This is a genomic window from Caballeronia sordidicola, from assembly GCF_002220365.1.
Taxonomy (GTDB): Bacteria; Pseudomonadota; Gammaproteobacteria; order Burkholderiales; family Burkholderiaceae; genus Caballeronia; species Caballeronia sordidicola_C.
In genome coordinates this window covers 1-1,461 of record NZ_MTHB01000190.1, presented here as the reverse complement: position 1 = coordinate 1,461, position 1,461 = coordinate 1, and the positions used below count along the sequence as shown (strand labels likewise).

Annotated in this window: 3 protein-coding genes; all 3 read right to left on the bottom strand. The window is 57.6% G+C overall.

Annotated features, from left to right (window positions below; genetic code table 11):
* A partial coding sequence (locus BSU04_RS26840; protein ID WP_179258458.1) for an MmgE/PrpD family protein occupies positions 1-356 on the bottom strand: 356 nt, incomplete at its 3' end.
* Positions 357-377: 21 nt separating this feature from the next.
* Positions 378-920, bottom strand: a complete 543-nt coding sequence (locus tag BSU04_RS26835) for a hypothetical protein (protein ID WP_089163412.1) — start codon at positions 918-920, stop codon at positions 378-380.
* A 141-nt stretch (positions 921-1,061) separates the two neighbouring features.
* A partial coding sequence (locus tag BSU04_RS26830) for a citrate/2-methylcitrate synthase (protein ID WP_306427231.1) occupies positions 1,062-1,461 on the bottom strand: 400 nt, incomplete at its 5' end.

Below are 1,461 nucleotides of genomic sequence, written 5' to 3'. Positions count from 1 at the left end.
CCGCCGAGATTGTCCGACGGATGGCCCCATTCGGCAGCAAGCCATGTGTCGTTGAAGTCGAGCCAGCGGATCATCGCGCCAATGTTGAACGCAGCCTGAACCGGGTCGAGCTGGAAAGAGGTGCCGGGCACCTTGGCGCCGTTGGGGACAATCGTGCCGGGCACGATGGGTCCCATCAGCTTGGTGCAGGCAGGGTAGGTCAGGGCTTCGAGTCCGCAACCGAGCGTATCGATCAGGCAGTTGCGCGCGGTGTCGAGCGCGAGCGTGCTGTCGACTTGAAAGTTGAGAACATAGTCGACGATATCGACTAATACTCGATCCGGCTCGGGCCGGACGTTTGAAATCGGTGCGGACATCGAGAAACCTCTGGTAAAAACTTACTTGACGTTCTTGATCAGTTCGTTGGATTGCGTCGGTGCCGGTGTACCTGCGGCAGCCATTTCATCCGTCTTGCATTCGTCGGCGAGACGCGATGAGTCCTTGTCCGAGAACAACATGGCCTTGCTCGGGATCACGACCAGATCCATGCCCGTTGCTGCATCGTGGAAGCGGTCTGCACCAGTCGTGGTGTTTTCACGCGGCAATTGATAGTCCTTCTTCGCCCAGTTGACGGTCACGACCTGGTCACGCTTCATGTCGCCTTTCAGGAAGAAGGCCAGACCTTCAGCGCAGGACCATTTCGTCGAACCTTCCGGGATCGGGTCCACTTTTGCTGCAGCTTTGGCTTCTGCGGCGGGTTTGCGCTTGATCAGGCGGCGGGCCGGTGCGGGGCGTTTTGCGACTGCCTTCTTGGCCGTCGTCGATTTGGCCGGGGCAGTGGTAGTCGTGGTTGTGGCATCTGCGGCCAGTGCGCTCGTGCTGGCGAGCATGCCCGAGAGAGACAGGGCGCCGACAACGCTAGCGATCAGGAGTTTATTCATCTATGACAGCCTTTCTAAATTTCGTTTAAATGTTCAATCGGGGCGTTTGCAGTGCCATTTCGTGGGTGAAATGACCGGCTGCATTGGCCCGTTTTGCGAAAGCACGCGCGCCGATTCGGGCTATCCGGCGCACGCAGCGCGCTATTTTCGCTTATTTATAGATTGGAACTTCAGATTTTCGGGACCGGTGTAATTTGCGCTCGGCCGGATGATCTTGTTATCGATACGTTGTTCAATGATGTGGGCGCTCCAGCCCGAGGTCCGCGAGATCACGAACAGCGGCGTGAACATGGCTGTGGGCACGCCCATCGCGTGATATGACACCGCGCTGAACCAGTCCAGGTTCGGGAACATCTTCTTCGCGTCCCACATCGTTGTTTCAAGCCGCTCAGCGATGTCGTAAAGCTTGGTATCGCCGGCTTCCTTCGCCAGCTTCTTCGCGATTTCCTTGATCACCTTGTTGCGTGGATCGGAGATCGTGTACACCGGATGACCGAAGCCGATCACGACTTCTTTCGCGTCCACGCGTCGACGAATGTCC

What these genes read in the sequence shown, in the direction of transcription:
- BSU04_RS26835 (WP_089163412.1), bottom strand. Translation starts at nt 920, where the DNA reads ATGAATAAACTCCTGATCGCTAGCGTTGTCGGCGCCCTGTCTCTCTCG.